General features: G+C 54.7%; 19 protein-coding genes. 10 read left to right on the top strand and 9 right to left on the bottom strand.

All coding sequences use genetic code 11. The features are described 5' to 3' along the window. Nucleotides 1-31: 31 nt before the first annotated feature. From ACFE33_RS08610 to dusB, 5 genes are all read right to left on the bottom strand, one after another. On the bottom strand, nucleotides 32-1,447 hold the full coding sequence (locus ACFE33_RS08610; RefSeq protein ID WP_380052349.1) for a sigma-54-dependent transcriptional regulator: 1,416 nt from the start codon (nucleotides 1,445-1,447) through the stop codon (nucleotides 32-34). A 1-nt stretch (nucleotide 1,448) separates the two neighbouring features. Continuing rightward, the gene (locus ACFE33_RS08605) at nucleotides 1,449-3,695 is read right to left on the bottom strand and encodes an ATP-binding protein (protein WP_380058689.1); all 2,247 of its coding nucleotides are present in this window, start codon (nucleotides 3,693-3,695) and stop codon (nucleotides 1,449-1,451) included. Between the two features lie 99 nt (nucleotides 3,696-3,794). After that, complete coding sequence (locus tag ACFE33_RS08600) at nucleotides 3,795-5,171, bottom strand: response regulator (RefSeq protein ID WP_380052347.1); 1,377 nt, start codon at nucleotides 5,169-5,171, stop codon at nucleotides 3,795-3,797. Next, on the bottom strand, nucleotides 5,171-6,286 hold the full coding sequence (locus ACFE33_RS08595) for a nitrogen regulation protein NR(II) (protein ID WP_380052345.1): 1,116 nt from the start codon (nucleotides 6,284-6,286) through the stop codon (nucleotides 5,171-5,173). The genes ACFE33_RS08600 and ACFE33_RS08595 overlap by 1 nt, the downstream gene beginning before the upstream one ends. Beyond that, nucleotides 6,283-7,263 (bottom strand): tRNA dihydrouridine synthase DusB, encoded by a 981-nt coding sequence (gene dusB / locus ACFE33_RS08590; protein ID WP_380052343.1) that lies wholly within the window; start codon nucleotides 7,261-7,263, stop codon nucleotides 6,283-6,285. The genes ACFE33_RS08595 and dusB overlap by 4 nt, the downstream gene beginning before the upstream one ends. A 181-nt stretch (nucleotides 7,264-7,444) precedes the next feature. Here dusB and ACFE33_RS08585 point away from each other — a divergent pair, with 181 nt between their 5' ends. The 4 genes from ACFE33_RS08585 to ACFE33_RS08570 all read left to right on the top strand — a co-directional run bounded on the left by ACFE33_RS08585 (nucleotide 7,445) and on the right by ACFE33_RS08570 (nucleotide 10,913). Continuing rightward, nucleotides 7,445-8,593 carry a bifunctional 2-C-methyl-D-erythritol 4-phosphate cytidylyltransferase/2-C-methyl-D-erythritol 2,4-cyclodiphosphate synthase gene (locus ACFE33_RS08585; protein ID WP_380052341.1) on the top strand — a complete coding sequence of 383 codons (1,149 nt, stop codon included), beginning with the start codon at nucleotides 7,445-7,447 and terminating at the stop codon, nucleotides 8,591-8,593. Next, complete coding sequence (locus ACFE33_RS08580; protein WP_380052339.1) at nucleotides 8,590-9,108, top strand: phosphatidylglycerophosphatase A; 519 nt, start codon at nucleotides 8,590-8,592, stop codon at nucleotides 9,106-9,108. The genes ACFE33_RS08585 and ACFE33_RS08580 overlap by 4 nt, the downstream gene beginning before the upstream one ends. Then, nucleotides 9,105-9,575 carry a CinA family protein gene (locus tag ACFE33_RS08575; protein WP_380052337.1) on the top strand — a complete coding sequence of 157 codons (471 nt, stop codon included), beginning with the start codon at nucleotides 9,105-9,107 and terminating at the stop codon, nucleotides 9,573-9,575. Before ACFE33_RS08580 ends, ACFE33_RS08575 begins: the two co-directional genes overlap by 4 nt. Nucleotides 9,576-9,734: 159 nt before the next feature. Then, complete coding sequence (locus tag ACFE33_RS08570; protein ID WP_380052335.1) at nucleotides 9,735-10,913, top strand: ammonium transporter; 1,179 nt, start codon at nucleotides 9,735-9,737, stop codon at nucleotides 10,911-10,913. 28 nt (nucleotides 10,914-10,941) lie between these two features. Here ACFE33_RS08570 and ACFE33_RS08565 read toward each other — a convergent pair whose 3' ends face one another. Further along, nucleotides 10,942-11,388 carry a type II toxin-antitoxin system RatA family toxin gene (locus ACFE33_RS08565; protein WP_380052333.1) on the bottom strand — a complete coding sequence of 149 codons (447 nt, stop codon included), beginning with the start codon at nucleotides 11,386-11,388 and terminating at the stop codon, nucleotides 10,942-10,944. Nucleotides 11,389-11,460: 72 nt separating this feature from the next. On the opposite strand from ACFE33_RS08565, the gene hpt reads away from it, so the two are divergent. Together hpt and ACFE33_RS08555 are read left to right on the top strand one after the other, a co-directional pair. Beyond that, nucleotides 11,461-12,003, top strand: a complete 543-nt coding sequence (gene hpt / locus ACFE33_RS08560) for a hypoxanthine phosphoribosyltransferase (protein WP_380052331.1) — start codon at nucleotides 11,461-11,463, stop codon at nucleotides 12,001-12,003. A gap of 1 nt (nucleotide 12,004) precedes the next feature. After that, nucleotides 12,005-12,193 (top strand): hypothetical protein, encoded by a 189-nt coding sequence (locus ACFE33_RS08555; protein WP_380052329.1) that lies wholly within the window; start codon nucleotides 12,005-12,007, stop codon nucleotides 12,191-12,193. Here ACFE33_RS08555 and lipA read toward each other — a convergent pair. After that, nucleotides 12,190-13,140, bottom strand: coding sequence for a lipoyl synthase (gene lipA, locus ACFE33_RS08550; protein WP_380052327.1), 951 nt, complete (start codon nucleotides 13,138-13,140; stop codon nucleotides 12,190-12,192). The two genes, ACFE33_RS08555 and lipA, sit on opposite strands and share 4 nt — an antisense overlap. A 121-nt stretch (nucleotides 13,141-13,261) precedes the next feature. Here lipA and ACFE33_RS08545 point away from each other — a divergent pair, with 121 nt between their 5' ends. Together ACFE33_RS08545 and ACFE33_RS08540 are read left to right on the top strand one after the other, a co-directional pair. Beyond that, the gene (locus ACFE33_RS08545; RefSeq protein WP_380052325.1) at nucleotides 13,262-13,942 is read left to right on the top strand and encodes an MIP family channel protein; all 681 of its coding nucleotides are present in this window, start codon (nucleotides 13,262-13,264) and stop codon (nucleotides 13,940-13,942) included. A 190-nt stretch (nucleotides 13,943-14,132) separates the two neighbouring features. Beyond that, nucleotides 14,133-14,681, top strand: coding sequence for a peroxiredoxin (locus ACFE33_RS08540; RefSeq protein ID WP_380052323.1), 549 nt, complete (start codon nucleotides 14,133-14,135; stop codon nucleotides 14,679-14,681). A gap of 45 nt (nucleotides 14,682-14,726) precedes the next feature. Here ACFE33_RS08540 and ACFE33_RS08535 read toward each other — a convergent pair whose 3' ends face one another. Further along, on the bottom strand, nucleotides 14,727-15,824 hold the full coding sequence (locus tag ACFE33_RS08535) for a DUF6456 domain-containing protein (protein ID WP_380052321.1): 1,098 nt from the start codon (nucleotides 15,822-15,824) through the stop codon (nucleotides 14,727-14,729). A gap of 208 nt (nucleotides 15,825-16,032) precedes the next feature. Between ACFE33_RS08535 and ACFE33_RS08530 the strand changes: the two genes are divergently transcribed. Further along, nucleotides 16,033-16,323: a DUF6477 family protein gene (locus ACFE33_RS08530; protein WP_380052319.1), complete on the top strand. Its 291-nt coding sequence runs from the start codon at nucleotides 16,033-16,035 to the stop codon at nucleotides 16,321-16,323. Nucleotides 16,324-16,340: 17 nt separating this feature from the next. On the opposite strand, the gene ACFE33_RS08525 is transcribed toward ACFE33_RS08530, so the two are convergent. After that, a complete protein-coding gene (locus ACFE33_RS08525) occupies nucleotides 16,341-17,879 on the bottom strand; it encodes a trimethylamine methyltransferase family protein (protein ID WP_380052317.1) in 1,539 nt (512 codons plus the stop codon). 181 nt (nucleotides 17,880-18,060) lie between these two features. On the opposite strand from ACFE33_RS08525, the gene guaA reads away from it, so the two are divergent. Beyond that, nucleotides 18,061-19,626 carry a glutamine-hydrolyzing GMP synthase gene (gene guaA, locus ACFE33_RS08520; protein WP_380052315.1) on the top strand — a complete coding sequence of 522 codons (1,566 nt, stop codon included), beginning with the start codon at nucleotides 18,061-18,063 and terminating at the stop codon, nucleotides 19,624-19,626.

Genomic DNA, 19,626 nt, shown 5'->3' with positions numbered 1-19,626 from the left:
TATGGCAGTATTTTGGTCAATTCAAGAGCCATCATTCCGCTTCCGCGTTATCCAATTCATCAACATGCGCTACGCGTGCGCCGGTCTTGTTACTGGTTACAATCCCGAGCGATTTAAGCTTACGGTGAAGGGCGCTGCGCTCCATGCCAACGAAGGTCGCTGTGCGGCTGATGTTGCCGCCGAAACGGTTAATTTGGGTCATCAGGTACTCGCGCTCAAAAAGCTCGCGCGCTTCACGCAATGGCAATGTCGCCAAACCAGCCGAGAGTACAACACCTGTTTCACTCTCCGAGGGCTCACCTTGTTGCGGCAATTCACTCGCTTCGATTACTTCGCTATCGTTGCCAAGAATAAGGATCCGCTCGATCACATTCTTGAGCTGGCGGACGTTGCCCTGCCATTTCATTGTCTGAAGGAGTGCCTGTGCTTCCTCGGAAAGAGTTCGCAGTGGCAGGCCTTGCTCCTTGTTGAAGGCCGCAATGAAGGCCGCCGCAAGCTCTGGAATATCCTCGCGACGCTCTTCAAGCGATGGCACCGAGATCGGCACGACGTTTAGGCGATGATAGAGTTCCTGACGGAAGTTCCCTGCTTCAATCTCAGCCTGCAAGTCTCTGTTTGTACTCGATATTACGCGAATATCGACGCGCACCTTATCGCTCCCACCGACACGCTGGAACTGTTGATCTACCAATACTCGCAGAATTTTGCTCTGTGTCCCCAAGGGCATATCGGCGACCTCGTCGAAATAGAGCACGCCGCCATGGGCCTCTTCGAGAAGACCAGGCTCAACTCCACGATCCGCAGACTCGCGCCCAAAGAGCACCTCTTCCATCCGCTCTGGTTCAATCGACGCAGAGTTCACAACAACGAACGGCGCACTTGCGCGGTCGCTTTCGCTATGAATAAAGCGCGCCGCGATTTCTTTGCCGGAACCCGCTGGGCCGCTCAGCATGATACGACCGTTGGAGCGCGTCACCTTTTCGAGGTTAGACTTCAATGCCTTAAATGAAGAGCTTGAGCCAATCATCTCGGTCAATGCAACGTCGCGGCGGCGAAGTTCTGTGTTCTCGCGGCGCAGACGCGAAGTTTCCATTGCTCGCGAAATGACGACTAGGAGTTGATCAATGTTGAAGGGCTTTTCGATGAAATCGTATGCGCCTTGCTTGATCGCAGCGACGGCGATTTCGATATTTCCGTGCCCCGAGATAATGACAATCGGAACTTCGGGATGGCTCCGCTTCACGGATTTCAGGATGTCGATCCCGTCCATGTTGCTATCCTTGAGCCAGATATCGAGGATCATCAATCCCGGAGTTTCGGCCGCGACCTGATCCATGCACTCTTCGGAATTGCTAGCAAGACGTGTCGTAAACCCTTCATCTTTAAGGATATCAGAGATTAGTTCGCGAATGTCGCGCTCATCATCAACGATTAAAATATCACCCATTTTAGCTCACCTCTCGTAGTTGGTTGGTCTCGCCCAAAGGAAGGGCGATCTCCACACAAGCGCCTGCATGTGTCGTATTTCCAAATAGTTCCGCATCAAGAAGCGACAGCGTTCCGCCGTGCTCTTCGATGATCTTCTTAACAATGGGCAAGCCAAGCCCCGTACCTTTATCCCGCGTCGTAACATAGGGCTCAAAGAGCCGCGAACGATCGACTGGGAAGCCAATTCCGTTATCTGAAACCCTAATATGAAGGATGTTATCCTCTGTCTCCATCGCCACTTTGACCATGGGATCAAACCCATCAGGGACGCCGTTTTCTATATGCGTTTCAACGGCTTCTCCCGCATTCTTTATCAGGTTCGTGAGAGCCTGTGCGATCATCGTCGAGTCAACTTCAGAGAAAATCGGCGTATCGGGGACATCTGCTTCGAGCGTTACATCGCCCAAAGCGCCGGTTTGAAGCTGTACTGCGTCGCGCATAATCTCGGTCAGGTCGTGCACACGGCGCTCTGGTTCTGGCATCCGCGCGAATTTGGAAAACTCGTCAACTATTCGACGCAAGTCGTTGGTTTTCCGCACAATAACTTCGGTCATACTACCCAGACCTTCGGCATCCTCCTCGGAAAGTTTGGGGGAGTATTTCCGTTTTAGCCGCTCTGCCGAAAGCTGAATCGGAGTGAGCGGATTCTTGATTTCATGTGCAATCCTGCGCGCAACATCACCCCATGCAGCCATGCGTTGGGCTGTTACAAGGTCCGTCACATCGTCAAACGCAATCACGTACCCCTCGAGTGTTTCGTCAGATCCACGTCGCGGTGAAATTCGGACCAGTAGGTTTTCCTGTTTGCCGTCGCGAATAACACGCACCTCTTCTTGAGCGGTGTCGGCACGGTTTGCCTTGGCGCGCTCAAAAAATTCGCCGAACTCTGGAACCGCAAGTGCCAGCCGGCGATGCCCCGCCTCGCTCGGGAGGTCCAAAAGCCGTTGCGCCGCGCGGTTCACAAAATCCACCGAACCATCCGCATCAAGCCCAACCACTCCAGAGCTTACCGAACTTAGCACCGAGTCAAACTGACGGCGGCGCGCCTCGATCTGGCGGGTGTTTTGCAGCAACTCTTCGCGTTGCTCCCGCAGCTTTTCAGTCATCTGGTTAAAGAAGCGGGAAAGCAGCGCAATTTCGTCGTCGCCCGATTCCTCGAGCACGCGTACGTTCAAATCCCCTGCTCCAACGCGCTGAGCGGCGCTCGTTAGACGTCCAACAGGACGTGAAAGACGCTCGGCGAACCACAAGCCAAGCCAGACCGATGAAAGGATCAAAATAACCGCAAAGCCCATGTACAGAAGGCCGAACTCGAATAGAATTTTCCCGCGGTCCTTCTCAAGCTGTTGATAAAGCGAAACCGTTTCTTTGGTTTCATCAAGCAGGCTCAGGATGTTTCCATCGACTTCGCGGGAGACATACAAGAACCGATCCACAAGGCCAGACAATGCCACAAGCGCGCGGAACTCGTTGTTGGTCCAATCGCGGATCACCACGGTTTCGCCTTGGTTGGCCTTGTCGAAGTCCGACATTCCGGGGCGTTCGTAGTTAAAGAGGTATGAGCGGTCCCCGCGCGCCCGAATTTCGCCCGATCCATCCACAACAAATGCTTCGCGAAGGCCGCGCTGAACGTTTGCCTGACCTCTCGTGAGGATTTCGCGCAGATCTCCTTCCGAGATATGGAAGCTTCCTAGCGCGATGAGATCAATTTCATGGGCAAGCTGCTCGGCGTCAGACACGAGGTCGGTACGGTGCTCTTCTTCGTATGCTTGTGCCGCAGCAAGGGAGTTGGAAACCACCTCGCTGACGCGTCCTGAAAACCATCCCTCAACCCCGACATTCACCGTCAGCACCGCGAAAACCGCGACCAGAATAGTCGGAAGCAATGCCACCAGGGCAAACACGCCAGTTAGCCTGAGGTGGAGTCGTGACCCCGCCGATTTCGCGCGCCGCGCCGCAACCATGCGCACCACTTTTTGCAGCACCAAAGCCGCAATCGCGAGCACATAGATCATATCAGCCAGCAAAATCAGCCGAAGCGAATTTGTGCCTGTGAGAGCTTCGAACGGTCCGAGAGCAGCAAAGGTAAGGCCCGCCAGAAGTGGGCCCAAAACAACCAAACTGAGGGTCGCGAAATTCTTGAAACGCCGTTGACGACGCAGACGCGTCAGGCGTTCAAGTGTTACATTACGGACCAAACTCGGCACCGCAGCCCCCAAAGATACTGTGTCCAATTTTGGACACGCCACAATATGCACGCATCATCACAAGAGCAGAAGCGTTCTTGCAACGGGTGTGTTGCGGTTTTACATCAACTTGCGGCGCCGTGTCACGTTAATTTCGAGCTCGGTGATCTTCTTTCTGAGGGTGTTTCGGTTGATACCTAATAAATCGGCACACTTAGCCTGATTTCCGCCCATCGCATCGAGCGAAATTTCTATCAATGGAGTCTCTACTTCGCGCAGAATCCGCTGATAAACGCCGGGAGGTGGCAGTGCTCCGCCGTGCAAATCAAAATAGCGCCGAAGGTGCTTCGCGACGGATGCAGAGAGCATTTCCCCCTCGCCACCCCCACCGGCAGGTTCAATCACGGGCTGATTGCCGAGGACCAGCTCGACCTCGGCCCGGTTGATTTCTTCACCAACACTGGTGACGACCAAACGGCGGACGGAATTCTCTAGCTGGCGGACATTGCCAGGCCAACTATAGGCGCGAATGACTTCCATAGCGTCCGCCCCAAAACGGCGCAGCGGCGCGCCCTCGCGTTCGGCGCGTGCAAGGAAATGCTCGGCAAGGAGCGGAATATCATCAACACGCTCGCGCAGCGAAGGAACCGCAATCGTCACGCCACAGAGGCGATAGAATAAATCCTGACGAAAGCCGCCGCTCTCCATTTTCTGGCTTAGGTTTGATTGGCTCGTGGCCATGATCCGAGGCGCGTTATCGCCGAAACTGTCGAGCATACGCACAACGCGCGCTTGCGCATCAAGATCAAGATCGCCGACCTCGTCAAACAAGATCGAACCGCCTTTGGCGCGTGATATAACCGTTGCGGGCCCATCCATTCCCTGTAGATCATTCGCAGAAGCCACCACGAACGGAAGCGTCCGACGATCCGAGAAATCGTGAATGGCACGTGCTATCAATGACTTACCAGTACCGCTTTCACCCGAAATCATCACTGTCAGGTCGGTGTTCATCACACGCGCCACCAAGCGATAGAGTGTCTGCATTTGCTGCGTGCGCCCCACGAGCGGCAGGTCCTCTCTGTGCTCCTCACGCGGGGTGCTGGATTCTTTGGCGACAGGATTAACGCGCCGCTTCACCTCTAGGGCGCGGGCCGCTCGTTTCATCAAATCGGGCAGATCAAATGGCTTGGGCAGGTAATCATAGGCCTCGGCCTCCGCGGCCTGAATCGCCGTCATGATGGTGTTTTGCGCCGAAATTACGATTACGGGCAAACCGGGGCGAAGCTCTGAAATCTTGGGAAGTGTTTCAAGGCCGTTCCCGTCTGGCATCATCACATCCGAAATAACCAGATCGCCTTTTCCTTCTTCAACCCAACGCATCAGGGTCATGAGCGACGATGTCGCGTGCACCTTGCACCCTGCCCTTGTAAGGGCCTGTGTCAAAACCGTGCGGATCGTGCGATCGTCGTCAGCGACAAGAACTGTACCGTCCATTATTGGATCTCCGTTTGTGTTTGGCTGGTTTCCGCGGCTTCAACGTCGTCTTTGGTGGCAACGGGTAAAGACACGCGGAAAACGGTGCGACCAGGGGTGGAATCAACTGCGATCCAGCCCTGATGCTCCGAAATAATTTTGCTTACGAGCGCAAGCCCGAGCCCCGTTCCGTTCTCACGGCTTGAGACGAAAGGCTCAAAGATGTCTGCCGCAATCTCGGGCGGCAATCCGGGGCCGTCGTCGATGATCTCGATCTGCAGCGGTACGGATCCCGAGCCATCAGCACGGCGTAGGCGCATGGAATTCTCATAGAACGTGTGAATGCGGATATTGCCGCCTTCTTTGTTGGCTTCGGAGGCATTCTTGAGCAGGTTCAGAAATACTTGCTGAAGCTGATCTGCATCGCCCCACGTGGATGGCAAGGATGGATCGTAATCCTCGGCAATATTCATATGCGCGCCGAAACCGACCATCGCAGAGCGCCGTGCGCGATCGAGAATATCGTGAATATTCACGGCACTACACTGCGGCTTCAGGACATTGCCAAATTGCTCGACCTGCTCCAAGAGCTTCACGATGCGACGGCATTCGGTCACGATCAGGTCCGTCATTTCCTGATCTTCGGGTTGTAGGTTCATCGAGAGAAGCTGTGCAGCCCCCGTGATTCCCGCGAGCGGGTTCTTAATCTCATGCGCGAGCATCTCGGCCATGCCAATTGCCGACTTCGCGGCCGTTTTAACCGAATGGCTGCGACCAAGGCGATCAGCGATTTCACGAGGCGAGATAAGCAACAAAATCTGCCCGCTCCGCGCGCCCGAAGCTGTGGTGAGCGGCGCGATCTGGATGTTGCAAAGGACGGGTGCGCGCTCTCCGCCCCCTACGTCCACATCATTGATAAACAGCGCGGATTCATCGGAACGCACCCGCTCAAAGCTTGCCTCAAGCGGAGCGTCAATCATGACTTTATCCCACACGGAGGCATTAAGGAGGACCTTGGACGAGGAGTTCAGAAAGCTCTCGGCAACGGTGTTACTCTCAATAATCCTGTCTTCCGCATCAAGGATAAACGCAGGGATCGGCAGGGACGCCCAGAGGTCGGTATCGTATTCGGTCATGCGGCAATCCTATGATCGGGAGAGAGAGCATTAGGCAAAAGTCTGAACACATTATCGGGCGTTTCGGTGAGCACCGCCTTGCGCAGGTCCTTGGGCGTTTGGGCGCCATCCATATACCAGCCCAAGTGTTTACGCGCGACGCGACCGCCCAACGGCGCATCGTAAAAATCGAGCATCGACTGATAGTGGTTCGCAACCATTTCGACCAGTTCCGCGCCCTTCGGAACCACGGGCGGCTTGGTACCCGTCAGGGCAGCGGCGACTTGTGCCAGCACCCACGGCTTGCCCTGTGCACCGCGCCCAATCATGACGCCATCAGCGCCAGAAAGCTCCAGCGCCTTGCGGGCGGTCTCCTCATCGACAATATCACCATTTGCGACAACGGGAATATCGACGGCTTCCTTTACCTGCGCGATGGCGGCCCAATCGGCGTGTCCCTTATAAAACTGGCACCGCGTGCGGCCGTGGATTGTGATCATGCGAATGCCTGCGGCCTCAGCGCGTTGCGCCAACTCTGGCGCATTCAGCATCGCGTCATCCCATCCCAGACGCGTCTTGAGCGTAACCGGCACCTTGACCGCGGCCACGACAGCCTCAATCAACGTCAGAGCGTGATCCAGATCTTTCATCAGGGCCGAGCCGGAATAGCCATTTACGACCTTCTTGGCGGGGCAACCCATATTGATATCAATGACCGTCGCGCCGTTATCTTCGATCATACGAGCCGCTTCGCCCATCCAGTAGGCATCCTTGCCGGCTATCTGAACGGAGGTGTTCTGGCTATCAAATCCCAATTCCGCACGCTCTCGAACGCCGGGTTTGCCCTCAAACATCTCTTGGCTTGCGACCATTTCACTAACGACCAGCCCTGCTCCGAAAGACGAAACAAGATTCCTGAACGGCAGATCTGTAATCCCTGCCAAGGGGGCAAGAAAGACAGGTGGATCCAAAGTGATATCTGCAAGTTTAATAGTCAAACGCCCAATCCTTGTGCAAATAATTAGCTACGCCCCAATACACCAAAAGGCAATTCCATCAACACGCATTCTGCGTAAAAAACGTGCCGCGCACAAAAAATAGGCAGCAACTCTTGCATTGTCCTTGTGTTGTGCATTGCATAGACAGGTCTCAGAAAACAACGAGGGTATTTCAACGGTTATGCGCATATCTGCTCTGATTGTTGCCGCTGGCAAAGGGTCTCGCATGGGTGGCGACGCAGCCGCACCTGCGAAACAATTCCGCACCCTCGCCGGTCAAAGTGTCCTCGCACATACGGTTGCCCGCTTTGCGCAGCACCCCTCTGTGCATTCAATCATTGTTGTTGCGCCCAAGGGCGAACAGCAGCTTGCGCAAGATTCGATTGATACGGATGTTACCATTGTTGAGGGCGGTGCGTCACGCAGCGCATCGGTTGCAAACGGGCTTGCGGCACTTCCGGAGGAGTGCACGCATGTCCTTATACATGACGGTGCCCGACCTCTTGTCTCGGCGGAAATAATCGACGGCGTGATTGAGGCGCTGCACTCCTCCAAGGCCGCCGCGCCCGCGCTTGCGGTTACCGACGCCCTGTGGCGCGGAAAAGAAGACCGCGTGATTGCGCCAACCTCTCGAGAGGGGCTATATCGCGCGCAAACACCGCAAGGGTTTGAGATTGCAGCCATTCGCACCGCTCATTCCGCACCTTCAGACGCCGCCGATGACGTTGAGCTGGCCCTTGCGCACGGGCTTGACGTAACCATTACGCAGGGCCATGAAGACAATATCAAACTCACCTATCCCGCCGATTTCGAGCGGGCCGAACGCATCATCGCAGCGAGAAAAACAACTATGGATATACGAGTCGGCAACGGATTTGACGTGCATCGCTTTGGCGACGGAGATCACGTAACTCTCTGCGGTATCGAGGTTCCTTTTTCGCGCGGCCTACAGGGACATTCAGATGCCGATGTTGGAATGCATGCGGTCACAGACGCCATTTATGGTGCCTTGGCCATGGGCGATATCGGACAGCACTTCCCGCCCTCTGATCCACAATGGAAAGGCGCTGCAAGCCATATCTTCCTACGTCATGCGGTGGATTTGGCCCATTCTCAGGGCTTTGAAATAAGCAACGCGGACTGTACCCTCATTTGCGAACACCCGAAAATCGGCCCGCATGCGCCAGATATGCGCGCAAAGATGGCCGAGATTATGGGAATGGACGTGACTCGCGTGAGCGTCAAAGCAACAACATCCGAGCGCCTAGGCTTTACCGGACGCGGCGAAGGCATTGCCTCAATTGCAACAATAACATTGGTGAAATCATGAGCACATTGGCGAAATTCTCGGAGCAAGCGAGCAAACATATCGCGGTTTTCTTCGGAGCGGGCCTGATTAAGCCAGCACCCGGCACATGGGGCAGCCTCGCCGCCCTGCCCGTCTTTTTGCTCGTGCATCTATATGGTGGATTTGTCGGGGTTGTCCTTGCGACAATCTCGGTGATCTTTATCGGGATCTGGGCCATCGAAAAAGAAACTCGCGGCAAAGATGATCATGACCCAAGCGAAATCGTCATCGACGAAGTTGCGGGCATGTGGATCGCATTGTTTCCGGTATCCTATGGCGCGCAAATCATGGGCGCTCCGATCCTCGCACTCTATCCCGGATGGATCGCCGCGTTTCTGGCATTCCGCTTGTTCGACATCACAAAACCCGGCCCTGTTGGTTGGGCAGACCGCCGCAACGACGCGCTTGGGGTCATGCTTGACGATGTAATCGCTGGCATCATGGCCGCACTCACCGTTATCGCGCTCGGCGTCGCATATCACGCAGTGATCCTATGAGCCTCGCCCGAAAACTCGTTGAAAAGGCTAAGGAGAATGGCAGCGTTATTGCCAGCGCCGAGAGTTGTACGGGCGGGATGGTCGGAGCCGCGATCACTGATATTGCAGGAAGTTCGGCGGTATTCGATCGCGGCTTCATCACCTACACCAACAGCGCCAAGCGCGCGATGTTAAATGTTAGCGCGCAAAGCCTTGAGACCTTCGGCGCAGTATCTGAACAGGTTGCTCGCGAGATGGCCATCGGAGCGCATCAAAACTCCGACGCGACAATCACCGTTTCCATAACGGGAATCGCTGGCCCTGGTGGTAGTGATTTCAAACCAGAAGGGCGCGTCTGTTTCGGGCTTTCCTGCGACGGCCAAGACGCGCGAACCGAGACCATCGAGTTCGGCCCCTTAGGGCGCGAGAACGTCCGCATTGCGGCACGCGACCATGCGCTTCAACTGCTGCTTGATGCAATTTCGTAAATCGCTCAATTTCCGAGCATTACGGTCACTTTTCGCACAATTAACGCGCAGTCGCGATATTGCCCAAAAAATAACCCCACCAATCGCAACTTGCTACTTTTCTTAGCAGTTTAAGAGCGCTTGATCGCGGTAACGCAATCAAACACATGGGGAAAACGTATGAATGCGGCAGATACTGCTTGGATAATGACGGCCACGGCGCTGGTCCTTTTGATGACACTTCCGGGGCTTGCGCTCTTTTATGGCGGGCTGGTGCGGGCGCGAAACGTGCTGAGCGTGTTTATGCATTGCTATGCAATTGCCTGCCTTATGAGCGTTCTGTGGCTCGCATTCGGGTATACAATCGCGTTTGGTGGCAACGGTCCGTATTGGGGTGGACTGAGCAAGATGTTCCTTGATGGTGTCACAACAGAGAGCCTATCGGGCACCCTGCCCGAAATCCTGTTCTTTGCGTTTCAGATGACCTTCGCGATCATCACGCCTGCGCTGATTGTTGGCGCTTATGTCGAGCGGATCGGCTTTGGGTTTGTATTGGTATTCTCGGGGCTTTGGATGCTCTTGTGTTATGCGCCCGTTGTTCACTGGATCTGGGGCGGCGGATTTCTAGCGGATGGCGGCATTTTCGGCGCTGTCGGGGTCAAGGACTTTGCTGGTGGTATCGTTGTGCATGAAACGGCAGGGATTGCGGCACTGATTATCGCCGTGATGCTTGGGGCACGCCGCGTGAATCACAAGCCACCACATGCACCAGCTTTTGTGATGATCGGCGCAGCGATGCTCTGGGTTGGCTGGTTCGGCTTTAACGGCGGCTCGCAACTAGCGGCGGACGGCGGCGCAGCGATGGCCATCACCGTTACTCATATCTCGGCGGCGACGGCTTCATTGACTTGGGCTCTGTGGGAAAAGATCAAATACGGCAAAGCGAGCCTTGTGGGGATCGTGACGGGCACCATCGCGGGGCTTGCGTCGATCACACCGGCCTCTGGATTTGTTGGCCCACTTGAGGCGCTCGCGATTGGGGCGATTGCCGGCATTCTCTGTCAGGAGGCCGTGAACCTCATCCGAAACGCCCTTCGGATTGACGACACGCTGGACGTGTTTGCTGTGCATGGCGTCGGCGGGATTTTCGGCACTCTGATGATTGCCGCATTTGGTCACGGAAGCTGGGCAGCACAACTTGGTGGGTTGGCAATCGTCGGAGTTTATACGCTTGTTGTGACATTTGTTTTGGTCAAGGTCGTAGCACTCGTCACACCGCTACGGGTTTCTGAGGAAGTCGAGACCAACGGCCTTGATCTTGAGGCGCACGGTGAACGCGCATATGAGTTTAATTCATAGAAACAATTGGCTAAGGGGTTACGGCCCCTTAGCCGTATAGTTCTTTGGCGCGATTTTCGAACGCCCGAACGATGCGTTGCATCGCCTCGTTAAACACAACACCAATGAGTTTTTGCAAGATCGCGTTCTTGAACTCAAAGTCCACATAGAACGAGATACTACACTGCCCACCCTCGACATCGGTGAATTTCCACTCGCTCTTAAGGTACTTGAACGGACCATCGAGGTATTCAGTTTCGATCAGCTTCCGATCCTCATAGAGACGTACGCGGCTTCCGAAACGCTCGCGGAACACTTTGAAACTGATCACCAAATCAGCGAGCATTTCCTCCCCGCCCTCAATCGGCGCAACCGAACGCACCCGCGCGCCACTGCACCACGGCAAGAAATCGGGATATTCGGCCACATCCGCAACCAGTGCGTACATTTGCGCTGCTGAGTAGGGTAAAATACGGGTTTCTTGGTGCGTGGACATTGAGTTTCCGTTTTTAGCATAGCTTTGCCCCATCGTTTCGTGTACTCCGCGCCCAAATGCAAGGGGGGTTTCATGCCAACGCGTCCATATGTCATCGACCAAATGATCTCTGCAAAGTCAATCGCAGCGCGGATTGAGGAACTCGCAGAAGACATCAAGCGAGAATTTAGCGACACGGATAAACTTGTCGTTGTTGGGCTTTTGCGCGGTTCGTTCGTATTTATCGCGGATATTGTGCGCGAGTTGGATTTGCCTGTCGAAGTCGATTTCCTAGAGGCGTCGTCCTATGGCGACAGCACCGAGAGCAGCCGCGAAGTGCGTATCCTCAAGGATTTGCGCGGCGCGATTGAGGGGCGCGATGTGCTGGTCGTGGAGGACATCGTTGATACGGGCCACACGCTCTCACATGTGACGCACCTCCTTCAGAGCCGCAATCCTGCGCGCCTGAAATCCTGCGCGCTCTTGGACAAACCCGATCGCCGTGAGGTTGATTTCAAGTCCGATTGGACCGGATTCGAGATTCCGGATGAGTTTGTTGTCGGTTATGGCATTGATTTTGCACAACGAAACCGCAACCTCCCGTATATCGGTAAGGTGCGCTTCCTAGAGGAATAGGATGCGTCTGTCGCCTCGTCATTTTCTACGCATGAGCATGATGGCCCGTCGGCCAGCATCGAGCAAACGTGTGAAATTCGTGTTCGGGGTGATTTTGATTTGCGCAGTTCTCTATGGAATTGAGCGCTGGATTGGCTGGCCAGAGTCGATGTCTCTTGAGCGGCCAGCCAAAATAAAGGTCAAGGATTAGCGGCCGAGTTTGGCGCTCCGCGCATCGCGCAAACGCGCAAAATCATCGCCCGCATGGTAAGAGCTGCGCGTAAGTGGCGTTGCAGACACCATCAAGAACCCTTTGCCATAGGCGGCGGTTTCATAGGCTTTGAATTCCTCGGGGGTTACAAAGCGATCAACCGCGTGGTGCTTGGGTGTTGGCTGAAGGTATTGTCCGATTGTCAGAAAATCGATGTCCGCGGCGCGCATATCTTCCATGACTTGCATCACGGATTGTTTGTTTTCACCAAGGCCGACCATTATGCCGGATTTGGTAAACATCGTCGGATCGAGTTCCTTGACCCGCTGCAAGAGCCGCAACGAATGGAAGTACCTCGCACCCGGACGCACCTCTGGATAGAGGCCCGGCACAGTTTCGAGATTGTGGTTAAACACGTCGGGGCGCGCTTCAACAACGGTCTCTAACACTTTGGGATCACAACGAATAAAGTCTGGTGTTAGAATTTCGATTGTGGTGTTCGGAGACTGTTTGCGAATGGCGCGAATTGTCTGAGCGAAATGCTCTGCACCACCATCTTCGATATCATCGCGGTCTACCGACGTGACAACAACGTGATTCAGGCCCAATTTCTTGACGGCGAATGCAACGCGGCCCGGTTCAAACGCGTCCAGATCTTCCGGTGGCTTGCCCGTCGCGATATTGCAGAACGTACAGGCGCGCGTACAGACCTCGCCCATAATCATCATTGTTGCGTGCCCTTGGGACCAGCATTCACCAACATTCGGACAGCCAGCTTCTTCGCAAACCGTCGTCAGTTTATTCTCGCGCATGATCTTGTGTGTCTCAGCATACCCTTTGCCGCCGGGCGCCTTAACGCGAATCCAGCTTGGCTTTTTGGGCTGAGGATTATCTGGGCGCCTCGCTTTCTCAGGATGGCGCTCGGCTGGAATTTTAAGATCACGCATAACATTTTCCTTGATTAGCCACGGCGTATCGCATTCTCATGTAGCCATTAGAGCCACAATGCACAAGCAAAGAGGCCATACAAGAGGCGGAGGATTACTACCGCCATGGGAAGGGATTGTTATGAAGAAAGAAATAGCAGAAATATTTGGCACCTTTGTTCTGGTGTTTTTCGGGGTCGGGGCGGCCGTCCTTGGCATTGAAATCGGTCACTTTGGCATCTCGATGGCGTTTGGCGTATCGATTGTTGCCGCCGCATACGGCATTGGCGCGATATCGGGCGCGCATCTTAACCCTGCGGTTTCCTTGGGAATGGTCGCTGCGGGGCGCATGGCAGGTGGTGAGTGCATCCGCTATATCGTCGCGCAGATCATCGGTGCCATCTTGGGCGCACTGGCGGTGTATCTTATCGCGACAGGCAAGGCCGACTACTCTGTTGCTGCAAATGGCCTTGGTGAAAACGGCTATGGTGCGGGTTACAACGGTGAATACTCGCTTGTTGCTGCACTGATCTTCGAGATTGTCGCGACATTTGTGTTTGTGACCGTCATTCTTGGCTCAACGGAAAACAGTGCGCCCGTGGGCTTCGCGGGGCTTGCGATTGGCTTAACTCTCGCAGGTATCCACCTTGTCGGGATCAACGTCACCGGCGTATCGGTTAACCCCGCCCGCTCTATCGGTCCTGCGCTCTTTGTTGGCGGCGGTGCGCTGGCGCAGCTCTGGGTGTTTATCGTAGCGCCAATTATTGGCGGCGTCATCGCAGGCGCGCTCTATGCCGCGGGCATCAACCGTTCAGACCCTTAAGACACTTGCAAAATGGGTCGACCGGCTATGCGTCGGCCCATTTTTTAATCAACCCCCTGCAAATATTAGAAATTTCCTATGCATTCTGGCATAATTGCCCTCTCATGCGGACGGGTTGAATTGTGCCCGTTGCACACCATTTAGAATCGTTATAATTCCTCGGTAAATTCAAAGCTAAACAGGATATGACATGCAAATTGGTGCAAAACTTCCCGAAGTAACCTTCCACACACGCGTTCGCGACGAGTCCATCGGCGGCGACAACCCGTTCCGTTGGGAAAACAAAACAACTTCCGACTACTTCAAAGGCAAACGCGTCATTCTTTTCGCATTGCCGGGTGCGTTTACACCGACGTGTTCCACATTCCAGCTTCCTGGCTTTGAAAAAGGTTTTGCCGACTTCCAAGAGCAAGGCATCGACGCAATCTACTGCCTTTCGGTCAACGATAGCTTCGTAATGAACAAATGGGCGCAGAGCCAAGAGCTTGAAAATGTTCAAGTCATTCCAGATGGCTCCGGCGAGTTTACCCGTAAGATGGGTATGCTGGTTGAAAAGTCCAACGTTGGCTTTGGTATGCGCTCATGGCGTTATGCGACCGTGGTAAACGATGGCGTGATCGAAGGTTGGTTCGCAGAACCAGGCCTAAGCGACAACCACGGCGCCGACCCATACGGTGAGTCATCGCCAGAGAATATCCTCAACTGGTTGCGCAACGACAAAGCGGTTGCAGCCGAGTAAGACAAGATTGGGTCTGCCCCTTCGGGCAGGCCCTTTTCATTTGGGCTATCCGATCATCGGACCATGTTTCCCATAGCGTTTTCCATAGTGATACGCCAAACGTTGCAAGCCGATCTTTAGGACGATTTTTCCACTGCGAGCGGCCCAATCCATTTCCTTCTCTGTGGTTTCCATCCCCTCCTGAAGGCAACAGCAGCGCAAGACAGCATCCCCAAGCCCTGGCCCCAAGTCCCGAAGCGCATCGCGCGTGCGATCATGTGCGGCCCGTTGCATATCATCCCTGAATTTTGGGACATCGGGGCCTTCGCCTGTTTCCATTTCCGACAGGTATTGCTCCCAGATCCGCCCGCCCTGAAGGCCAAGTTGCGCAAGTTCGTAATCTTCGCGAAGGCGCTCGCCCGCGGCAACGAGTGCATCACTGAGGAAAGGATTTCCGTCTTTATCACGACGGCGCGACAACGCAATGAGAGGGTTTTCCGCCAGAGTGTAGCGTTTGGTGGTGCGCTCCTCGGCACGGCTCCATGGTGCGGGCGCTGGCGTGAAATATGCTTGCGCTTCGGCAAAGCCGTGCTGTGCTTCCTGTTGGTCCATACAGGACTTTAGGAATCTACGGCCCGAAATTGTGGCCTCGTATTGGGATACCTTGCCCGAGCGGATGCATTTGATCCATTCCTTTAGGGCCATCGCCTCGGCTGTGTTCTTATCAACGACGGCAGTGCGAGTAGATTGGCCGCCTTCGCGCGACCTGAATACCGCCGCTTTCTCCATTGTTTCACTCACCACAAGAACCGCGCCTGTTTCACAGAGCCGCCGCAATACGCGATACGCCTCTTCGTGTAGGTTTTGATCCTCGGGTGTTGGCTTGGGATTGCGTCGCGGCAAAGAATGCGACGCTTCTTCGTCTAGCTTGGCAAAATGCGAGGTGCCCAACCTGCGCAACGCCTGATCCACCAAGATATCATCGCGGCGGCTCTCGAAGCGTCGGATTTGGCGCAAAACCGTCGAGGCATGGCACCCCGCGTCCCGTGCAACCGCCCGAATAGAAAGACCAGACTCCGTATGAAGCAAATACCGCTCCGCCGCGTCAGGCACCCAATGCGGCAACGGCGCACGGCTCGGAACATACCCCAAATCATTCCCCATTTATTTTCTCCTTGGGTTACAAATGCAGGACTAAATTGACGGCTTCGCTCGATTATCTTGGTTACTTAGCCGTTAAAAAAATCCGATTTTGCCATAATTGTGCCTAAATCCTAAAGTTTTCGTAAACAACCGTGCGGTGACTAAATTGCCAGGCAACACACGCTTAGATTGAGTCATTCTGATCAGACACTTTCCACTGGAGACTGACATGAATGATATCCTGACGATGCTTAAATCCCTCAACCGTCCACGCCTTTTGGTGCGCGCTGCGCGGCACGGACTTATGGAATACAATCGCGAAAGACATCTTGCGCGCCTTATCAAAGACACCGCCCTTCCTGGACCGGGTCAGGCAATCATGACGCTTATGAATCAAGAAACGCTTCTTGAGCAAAAGCGCAAAACAGGCGACGCAAGCTATAGCGCACTGCGTCACATAGAGGTGCTGATTGCGCTTATGGCCGAGGCAAAACTCCTTGCGGCCCGCACGTCATCATAACGGACGGGCCACAAAGATCATCCAATAGCATCCGTTAGCGAGGATTTCTTTTCTCTCACATAATCAATAAGTTGCTGTTTGATCTGCAAGTCGATCTCTGGGGCTTGATAGGTCGAGAGTAGGTGCTCGACGCGCTTTGAAGCCAGTGTTTGGGTGTCCGCTGCGCCAGCTTCGTGCCATGTTTCATATGGCTTGTAATCAAGCACCTCGCTCCGCCAGAATGCAGAGACGTAGTTCTCTTGCGTATGCGCGCAACCAAGATAGTGCCCACCCGGCCCTACCTCGACGACGGCATCCATGGCTTGGGCGTTTTCATCCATGGCGACGCCCTTTGCCATTTTATGCAATGCGCCGAGCTGATCGGCATCCATCACGAATTTCTCGAACGAGGCAACGAGCCCGCCTTCGAGCCAACCGCAAGCGTGCAACATAAAGTTCACGCCCCCCATGAGAGCCGCATTTAATGTATTCGCTGATTCGTATCCTGCCTGCGCATCGGGGAGCTTGGAGCCACAAAGCCCGCCCCCAGACCTAAACGGAAGGTTAAGCCGACGAGCGAGCTGCCCTGCCCCGTAAAGGATTTGTGAAGGCTCTGGTCCGCCAAAGATCGGCGCGCCAGAGTTCATATCGATTGACGCCACAAAAGTTCCATAGATCACAGGTGCACCCACACGAAGAAGCTGGCTATATGCCACCCCAGCCAGCACCTCGGCGTGGACCTGCGCCAGCGTACCCGCCACCGATACAGGCGACATCGCGCCCCCCACAATAAACGGCGAAATGATGCAGGCCTGATTTGATCTTGCGTAGACCTCAAGCGCGCCCATCATGATCGAGTCGAAGGTCAGGGGCGAGTTGATATTCACCAGCGAGATCATCACCGTATTGTCCCGCACGAACTCTTTGCCGAACAGAATCTCGCACATTTCAACGCTATCCTGCGCGCGACTGGGTTCGGTGACCGACCCCATGAACGGCTTATCGCTCAGCGTCATATGCGCAAGCAACATATCCAAATGTCGTTTATTTACAGGCACATCGGTGGGTTCACAAAGTGTTCCGCCCGAGTGGTGCAAATACTTGGACATATATCCAAGCCGCACAAAATTCTCGAAATCCGCCATTGTTGCATAGCGTCGGCCACCAGTGACTGTTCGCACGAACGGCGGCCCATAGACGGGTGCCAGAACCAGCTTGTTTCCACCAATTTCTACGTTCCGCGCGGGGTTGCGAGCGTGCTGGATAAAGCTTGAAGGCGCTGTTTTGCACAACTCACGTGCGAGCCCGCGCGGGATGCGCACGCGCTCTCCGGTTACTTCGGCACCCGCCGCACGCCATAGCTCTAGCGCGTCGGGATTGTCAGGAAAGTTCACGCCAGTCTCGGCAAGGATCGTTTCGGCGTTGCGCTCGATGATATCGAGATCCGCCTCCGAGAGGATTTCGTAATTCGGGATCGCGCGCTCAATTGTCGGCTCCGATCCAAAATTCACCGCTGTGCGTGCAGCACGCCGCGCAGCGCCGCCTCCTCCGCGCTTTCGACCCAATTCAGTTGTCATGACACTCTCCGTTGATGCCTTTGACAAATTTTCCCATGAGGGGGGCAACAATCGACGTCAAAAACAGACCTTTTTTCACCGAAAGCGACATTCCGTAATTTTCGCACGTTAGAGGGCTAAAAAACGCGTCAAACGGGCTTGGGGCCTTGCGCTGATACGCTCGGCGCATTATTGGCAAAACATGAACGATATTCCCTCGCACGAGCGCCTGCTAATCATCGACTTTGGCTCACAAGTGACGCAGCTGATTGCGCGTCGTTTGCGCGAGCTTTCAGTCTATTGTGAAATCCATCCATTTCAAAACGTTACGCCGGAATTCCTAACCGAATTTGCCCCCAAGGCTGTGATCCTTTCGGGTGGCCCGGATAGTGTTACACGCGAGGGGTCGCCGCGTGCGCCGCAAGAATTGTTTGAAATGGGCGTCCCCGTTTTGGGCATCTGTTATGGCCAACAAACCATGATGACTCAGCTTGGCGGCAAAGTCGTCAGCGGCCACGGCACCTCTGAATTCGGGCGCGCCTTTGTAACACCTGAGGACAGCTCGATTGCGCTGCTCGACGGATGGTTTAACCAAGAAAAAGAACAAGTCTGGATGAGCCACGGCGACCATGTCTCCGAAATTGCGCCCGGCTTTAAGGTTTATGGCACCTCGCCCAATGCGCCATTTGCGATTACGGCGGATGTTGATCGCAATTTCTATGCGGTTCAGTTCCATCCCGAAGTTCACCACACCCCCAATGGCGCCAAGTTCTATGAGAACTTCGTAAAGCTTGCAGGCTTTAGCGGCGATTGGACTATGGGTGCATATCGCGAACAAGCGATTGAGGCGATCCGCGAACAAGTTGGCGACAAGCAGGTTATCTGTGGCCTGTCTGGCGGCGTTGATAGCTCGGTTGCGGCGGTATTGATTCACGAGGCCATTGGCGACCAACTTACCTGTGTGTTTGTGGACCACGGCCTGTTGCGCAAGGGTGAGGCCGAAGAAGTCGTCACCATGTTCCGCGACAACTATAACATGAAGCTCATCCACGCCGATGAACAGGACCTGTTCCTTGGCGAGCTTGAAGGGCAATCCGACCCTGAAACCAAGCGCAAGATTATCGGACGCTTGTTTATCGACGTATTCCAGAAATACGCGAACGAGATCGAAGGCGCCGAATTCCTTGCACAGGGTACACTTTACCCCGATGTGATTGAATCGGTGAGTTTTTCTGGCGGTCCTTCCGTCACGATCAAGAGCCACCACAACGTCGGCGGCCTTCCCGAGAAGATGGGCCTCAAGCTCGTTGAACCACTTCGCGAGTTGTTTAAGGATGAGGTCCGCGCGCTCGGTCGGGAACTTGGCTTGCCACAGAGCTTTATTGGCCGCCACCCCTTCCCTGGACCGGGTCTTGCGATCCGCTGCCCCGGAGAGATCACACGCGCCAAGCTCGACATCCTGCGCGAGGCAGACGCCGTTTACATCGACCAGATCCGCAAGCACGGTCTGTATGATGAAATCTGGCAGGCCTTTGTTGCAATCCTTCCGGTTCGTACGGTCGGCGTTATGGGCGACGGTCGGACATATGATTTTGCCTGCGCGTTGCGCGCGGTAACGTCTGTGGACGGTATGACGGCGGATTACTATCCATTCAGCCACGAGTTTCTTGGGGAAACAGCAACGCGCCTGATCAACGAGGTTCAAGGCATCAATCGTGTGACCTATGACATTACCTCAAAACCTCCCGGAACAATTGAATGGGAATAA

The sequence above is a fragment of the Falsihalocynthiibacter sp. SS001 genome, from assembly GCF_042445055.1.
Taxonomy (GTDB): Bacteria; Pseudomonadota; Alphaproteobacteria; order Rhodobacterales; family Rhodobacteraceae; genus Falsihalocynthiibacter.
Note: the sequence above shows the minus strand (reverse complement) of the source record. Positions and strands in the feature narration are given on the sequence as shown.